The 6,253-nt window shown below is 35.3% G+C and carries 6 protein-coding genes; 4 read left to right on the forward strand and 2 right to left on the reverse strand.

The window, feature by feature from the left end; translation table 11 throughout:
- Positions 1-33: 33 nt before the first annotated feature.
- Both HGC4_RS17485 and HGC4_RS17490 read left to right on the forward strand, forming a co-directional pair.
- On the forward strand, positions 34-1,104 hold the full coding sequence (locus tag HGC4_RS17485) for a clostripain-related cysteine peptidase (RefSeq protein WP_255349840.1): 1,071 nt from the start codon (positions 34-36) through the stop codon (positions 1,102-1,104).
- A 111-nt stretch (positions 1,105-1,215) separates the two neighbouring features.
- Positions 1,216-1,659, forward strand: coding sequence for a GNAT family N-acetyltransferase (locus tag HGC4_RS17490; RefSeq protein WP_050711426.1), 444 nt, complete (start codon positions 1,216-1,218; stop codon positions 1,657-1,659).
- Positions 1,660-1,725: 66 nt separating this feature from the next.
- On the opposite strand, the gene HGC4_RS17495 is transcribed toward HGC4_RS17490, so the two are convergent.
- The gene (locus tag HGC4_RS17495; protein ID WP_050711427.1) at positions 1,726-2,457 is read right to left on the reverse strand and encodes a YggS family pyridoxal phosphate-dependent enzyme; all 732 of its coding nucleotides are present in this window, start codon (positions 2,455-2,457) and stop codon (positions 1,726-1,728) included.
- 78 nt (positions 2,458-2,535) lie between these two features.
- Here HGC4_RS17495 and HGC4_RS17500 point away from each other — a divergent pair, with 78 nt between their 5' ends.
- Complete coding sequence (locus tag HGC4_RS17500) at positions 2,536-3,954, forward strand: MocR-like pyridoxine biosynthesis transcription factor PdxR (RefSeq protein ID WP_050711428.1); 1,419 nt, start codon at positions 2,536-2,538, stop codon at positions 3,952-3,954.
- Between the two features lie 49 nt (positions 3,955-4,003).
- On the opposite strand, the gene HGC4_RS17505 is transcribed toward HGC4_RS17500, so the two are convergent.
- Entirely contained in the window at positions 4,004-5,014 is a 1,011-nt protein-coding gene (locus HGC4_RS17505; RefSeq protein ID WP_050711429.1) for a GlxA family transcriptional regulator, read from the reverse strand.
- Between the two features lie 161 nt (positions 5,015-5,175).
- Here HGC4_RS17505 and gap point away from each other — a divergent pair, with 161 nt between their 5' ends.
- A complete protein-coding gene (gene gap, locus HGC4_RS17510) occupies positions 5,176-6,186 on the forward strand; it encodes a type I glyceraldehyde-3-phosphate dehydrogenase (protein ID WP_050711430.1) in 1,011 nt (336 codons plus the stop codon).
- The last annotated feature ends 67 nt before the right edge of the window (positions 6,187-6,253 follow it).

The raw sequence follows: 6,253 nt of genomic DNA on the forward strand, positions 1-6,253 counted from the left end.
AAAATAAGTTTTATAATACTTTTAGGCTTGGTAATGCTAAGCTGTGAAAAAGATGCAGCAACAGAGCCTATCAAGAATATTAGTCATGTTCTTCTTGTATATATGGGAGGTGATAATAGTTTATCAGAAGAAACATATCAGAAGATTGAAGCATTGAAAAAAGCATACCAACCTAATGAAACCAATAGGTTGGTTATCTATAGTGATCCTTCTGACGATACGCCCAGATTAATTGAGATAGTTAAAGAAAATACTCTGAACGTAGAGAAAAGCATAAGAGTATATCCCGAAGAGAATTCTGCCAGCGCAATTGTTTTTTCTAACATTCTGAAAGAGGTAAAAGAATTATATCCAACAACTTCATATGGTCTCATATTATTTTCTCATGCCTCGGGCTGGTTACCTTACAAGACATTATTACGACCCCGATCAATAGTATCTGATCAACAAGACGAAATGGATCTAATAGATTTTGCGACAGCTTTACCCGATTACAGTTTTGATTATATCATTTTCGAAGCATGCTTTATGTCAGGAATAGAAGTTGCCTACGAACTACGTGATAAAACAGATTATATACTTGCTTCTTCTGCTGAAATATTATCGCCTGGGTTTACAAACACTTATTCCGAAAATATTAATTATTTGTTCGAATCGCCAGCTAATCTGTCCAAATTTGCAGATAAAGCATTTACATACTTTAACAATCAATCGAACTCTGATAGATCGGCTACTTTCTCGATCATTAACACCAATAAATTGAATAGTTTAGCTGAATGGATAAAACTCAATTGTGATTTTCAGAAAACAATAGATCTTACCACAATTCAACATTTTGATCGCTATAAGTATCATCTTTTTTTCGACTTTGAAGATTATTACTCTCAATTATTAAATACTAAGGAACAGAAAGAAGAGCTCAAGCACCTTATAGAAGAATGTGTTATATGGAAACAGGCTACACCTAATTTTATGCTCGAATATCAGGGCTTTCCAATCAAGAAACATTCTGGTTTAACTACATATATACCTCAAGCAGATTTCCCATATCTAAATGAATCCTATAAAAAGACTAAATGGGGACATACAATATTTAATAAATAAACTAATTCGACCTGCAACTGGACTAGCTATATATTTATTTTTTGGTATACCAAACTTACAAGAGGTTACTCTAATTTTGTCATTCAATTCACTAAACCAGTTATATTACTTATGAAACAAATTGAAATCGCAACATTAGAACACTTAAATGTGTTTGCAGAATTATTCGACAGTTATCGTGTATTCTACGAACAACCATCCGATTTAGAAAGAGGTAAATCTTTTCTAAAAGAACGTATTACGAACAAAGAAACAGTTACCTTCTTGATAAAGAAGGATAATAAATATGTAGGCTTCGCTCAGTTATATTCCTTATATCACTACAAAACGTTGAAGCGTCAATGGCTTTTGAGTGATTTATTCGTTGACCCTGCTTATCGAGGATCGGGTCTCGCAATAAATCTCATCGACCAATGCAAACAGTATTGCATCGAAACTGATGCTTGTGGACTATTGCTGGAAACTCAAAAGACAAACAAAATAGGTAACAGCTTATATCCTAAATGTGGTTTTGAATTAGATAGCGAGCACAATTACTACAATTGGTGGAAGTAATTATAAAGAAAAGAAAGCGGTAGGAAGACATCTTATCGCCTTCTTTTAATGCGAATAGGTTCAATATTATTTACCTATCTGTTCATTCCAATAAAAGCTATCGGGATATATACGCGATCCAAAAACGGATGTTCCTACACGAAGCATTGTAGAACCTTCTTCTATAGCAGCTTCAAAATCGCCACTCATACCCATCGATAATACACCCATATCAACTCTATCGATGTTTTGAGAGATCGTTTGTTGCTGTATTGCTTTTAGTAAGCGAAAGCATTTTCTTACAGATTCATTATCAGAACTTAGAATGCCGATAGTCATCAAGCCTTTTATATTTAGTGTGTTATATTGAGCTATATTTTTAATTAAAGCTATTGCCTCATCAGGTGCAACACCAAATTTACTATCTTCAAAAGAAGTGTTTACTTGTATCAGAATATCCATCGATCGACCTTCATATTGTAGACGTTGATCAAGCTTTTGAGCTAAATCGAGTCTATCAACAGATTGAATGCAGGAAGCATATTTCAGAACATCTTTTATTTTATTGGTTTGTAGATGACCTATAAAATGGCGTTCTACGGAACAGTCTCTTAGCTCAGGATCTTTATCTCGGAGCTCCTGAATTTTATTTTCGCCGATTAACGATTCTCCACAGTCCAAAGCAATCTTTATTTTATCTGGAGTAACGGTTTTAGTGGCTAGTAACAACCTTACATCACTTTCGTCTCTGCCTGAAGACTTACATACGGCTTTTATACGGCTATGCATATATGCTAGATTTTCTACTATAGTATTCATAATTATTCTTTTTCTACAAAAATACATACAAGATGGTCTATATTTGTATACCACTTGTAATTAAATAAGATATACCAGATGCTTCGACCTTGGACTTTTCAAATACAATTCGAAAGAGATTCGAAGAAAGCAATTTACCTGCAAATTACAGATTATATTATTGATCTGATAAAAAATGGAACACTTAAATCGGGAGATACCTTACCTAGCAGCAGGTTACTCGCATTAGATTTAGGAATAAACCGAAACACAGTAATCAAAGCTTTAGACATCTTGATTTCGGAAGGATGGCTATATAGCGAAGAACGCAAAGGCTTGTTTGTCTCTGCCAATCTCCCAGCGAAAGAGAGGTCTAGATACAAAAAAGATATACAAAAATCGATTTTACAAAATCAAGAGAAAGAATCGGTCATAATATTCGACAGTGGACTACCCGATACACAGATAGCTCCTATGCGCGAATTAGCTAGTGCTTATAGACAGATATTCAACCGCAAGGCTCGAATAAATCCAATGCTCAACAGAAGCGAGTTTGGAGCACTTCGTTTTAGAGAGTCTGTCTCTAGAATGCTGAATCAAACAAGAGGAATGCATACTGACTATTCGGAGATATGCATTACCCGAGGTAGTCAAATGGCGTTGTTCTTGATAGCACATGCTTTATTGAATAAAGGTGATTTAATTCTGGTCGAGAATCCGGGTTATGGACCTGCATGGGAAACTTTTCGACATGCAGGAGCAGAGCTTATTCCAATTTCGGTAGATGAGAAAGGGATTGATGTAGAAGAAATTGAGAGAACTGCATCTACTCAACAAATAAAAGCTGTATATATAACTCCTCATCATCAATATCCGACTACTGTTATTATGAGTTTAGATAGGCGTCTGCGATTGATAGAGCTATCTAACTTATACGGCTTCACAATTATAGAAGATGATTACGACTGCGATTTTCATTTCGGTCTTCGTCCCATAGCACCCCTATCCTCTTTAGACGGTGCTAATGATACAATATATATAGGAACCTTTAGTAAAATGATATCTGAAAGCCTAAGGGTAGGATATCTTGTTGCGAATAATGATATTATACAAAAAGTAGGCAACCTCAGGCGCATAATCGATTTGCAAGGTGACAACATTATGGAACAGGCTATTTTAGAACTAATAGAGTCGGGTGTTATCAAAAAGCATATTCGAAAAGCATCTAAATATTACTTGCATAAACGTAACTACTTTATTTCTTTAATTAGCAAATACCTCTCCGATAAAGTTACCTATAAAGAACCAGAGGGAGGTTTAGCATTTTGGTTGAAACTGAGAAACAAGCAGGACATAAATAAACTTAATCAAGCCCTCAAGCTTAGAGGTGTCAGTATAATTCCTTGGACAAATTATTCTTTCGATAATAAAATAGATGGAATCCGTTTAGGTTATGCATCACTATCAGAGAGTCAGTTAGAAAAGGGTATTGAAATATTAAGTAAGGTGATTAGATAAACTGATCCATCGTAAATACTTTATCATAAAATAATAATACCCTCTCCTATCATGAGGCACTCATAAAAGAGGATTGAAAACTCTTCCGATATTGAGCTGGTGAAACCTCTAAGAGACTTATAAACTGGCGACGCAGATTTTCAGCCGTTTTTAATCCACAATAAAAAGCTATTTCATCTAACGAAAATTCCGTCTCTATCAGATGCTGACAAGCATTATCAAGCCTCAACTTATTTATATACTTTGCAGGGGTAACCCTCAATTCGCGAACAAAAACCCGTGCAAAATTACGAGGACTCATCGCAACATGTTCAGCAAGCTTTTCTACAGTAAGATCTTCTTTGAGATGTCCGAGTATCCATTCACACACTTTTCTTATAGTTGGATTTCCTATACTTTTACAATCTAAATATGTACTAAACTGCGACTGATTTCCGGGACGACTCAAATAAAAAACCATCCATCGAGCAACATTCAAAGCAAAGGACTGTCCAAAATCTTCTTCTATCAAAGCCAAAGCTAAATCCATACCCGAAGTAATCCCCGCAGCTGTGTATATATTGCCATCTTTTATAAAGATGCGTGCTATCTGAACATCTACTGAAGGATACATTTGTGCAAATTCTTCGTTTTTAGACCAGTGAGCAGTAGCTTTTTTTCCATCAAGAAATCCTGCTTCTGCCAAGATAAAGGCACCTGAACATACCGAACATATCCGACGAATAACTTTTTCTTGTTCCTTCAACCATTCCACCATCTTATTTTTAAGATTCGGGTCAAGGTGTCGGGCTAATCCTGTAATTATTAAGGTATCTATAGGATAGTCTATTTCAGTATAGCAACCCTCGGTCAATATAGATAATCCGGAGGATGTAGTAATTAATTTTTCCGTCTCCATAGATACAACATGCGTCTTATAAATGAAATCCACTTTATTTCGGACGAGATCAAACTGTTCAATAGCTTTAGAGAATACATCCAAAGGACCTGCTGTAGTGAGCAATGTAGAATTGGGAGGAACGAGCAACACTACATGTCTTATTTTTAATTGCTTACTCATACTTTCTTTATTTTGATATTTAAAAGTAGATATTATTTATCAGAACAAGCCCGAAATGGCAGGAATTGTGCATTTTTTGTCATTTCAGACAACAGTATTATAATGTACCTTTGTAATACAAAAGATATCAAAAATATTTTATCACTTAAAACCAATTCATTATGAAAGCAATTAAAGTAGGTATTAATGGTTTTGGACGTATTGGACGTTTAGTTTTTAGAGCCGCACAAAGCAGAAGCGATATACAAATAGTTGGAATAAATGACTTACTAGATGTTGAGTACATTGCTTATATGCTCAAATACGACACTATTCATGGACAATTTGACGGAACCATTGAAACAAAAGACGGAAAGCTTATTGTAAATGGCAATACAATTCGCATTACAGCGGAGAAAGATCCAGCTAATTTGAAATGGAATGAGGTAGAAGCCGAATATATAGTAGAATCAACAGGATTATTCTTAACAAAAGAGAAAGCACAAGCACATATTACCGCAGGAGCTAAATACGTGGTTCTATCCGGTCCCTCTAAAGACGATACCCCGATGTTTGTTCCAGGTGTGAATGATGATAAATATACAAAAGGAACACAAATTATATCGAATGCATCATGCACAACAAACTGCTTGGCATTGATTGCAAAGGTATTGAATGATAACTTTGGCATAGCTGAAGCATTAATGACCACTGTGCATTCTACAACAGCTACTCAAAAGACAGTAGATGGCCCATCAATGAAAGATTGGAGAGGTGGAAGAGCTGCTTCGGGCAATATTATTCCTTCTACAACGGGTGCTGCAAAGGCAGTAGGAAAAGTAATTCCCGAATTAAATGGAAAAGTAACAGGTATGTCTTTCCGAGTTCCTACTCTTGATGTCTCTGTTGTAGATTTAACTGCTCGATTAGCTAAAGAAACAACCTATGAAGAAATATGTAAGGTTATGAAAAAAGCTTCCGAAGGTTCATTAAAAGGTTATCTCGCGTATACTGATGAGGATGTAGTATCGTCAGATATGATAGGCAACTCTAACATTGCTATTTTTGACGAAAAAGCAGGAATACAGTTAAGCCCAACCTTTGTAAAAGTAGTTGCATGGTATGATAATGAGTGGGGATTTTCTTGTAAGGTACTCGATTCTATTGCTACAATGAAGAAAGTTAACGGATAAAGAATAATCTCTAAATTCAATAATTAAAACAGGCTGCTTTCCTAAATGAAAGCAGCCTGTTTTTTAT

Source organism: Dysgonomonas sp. HGC4 (genome assembly GCF_001261715.1).
Taxonomy (GTDB): domain Bacteria; phylum Bacteroidota; class Bacteroidia; order Bacteroidales; family Dysgonomonadaceae; genus Dysgonomonas_A.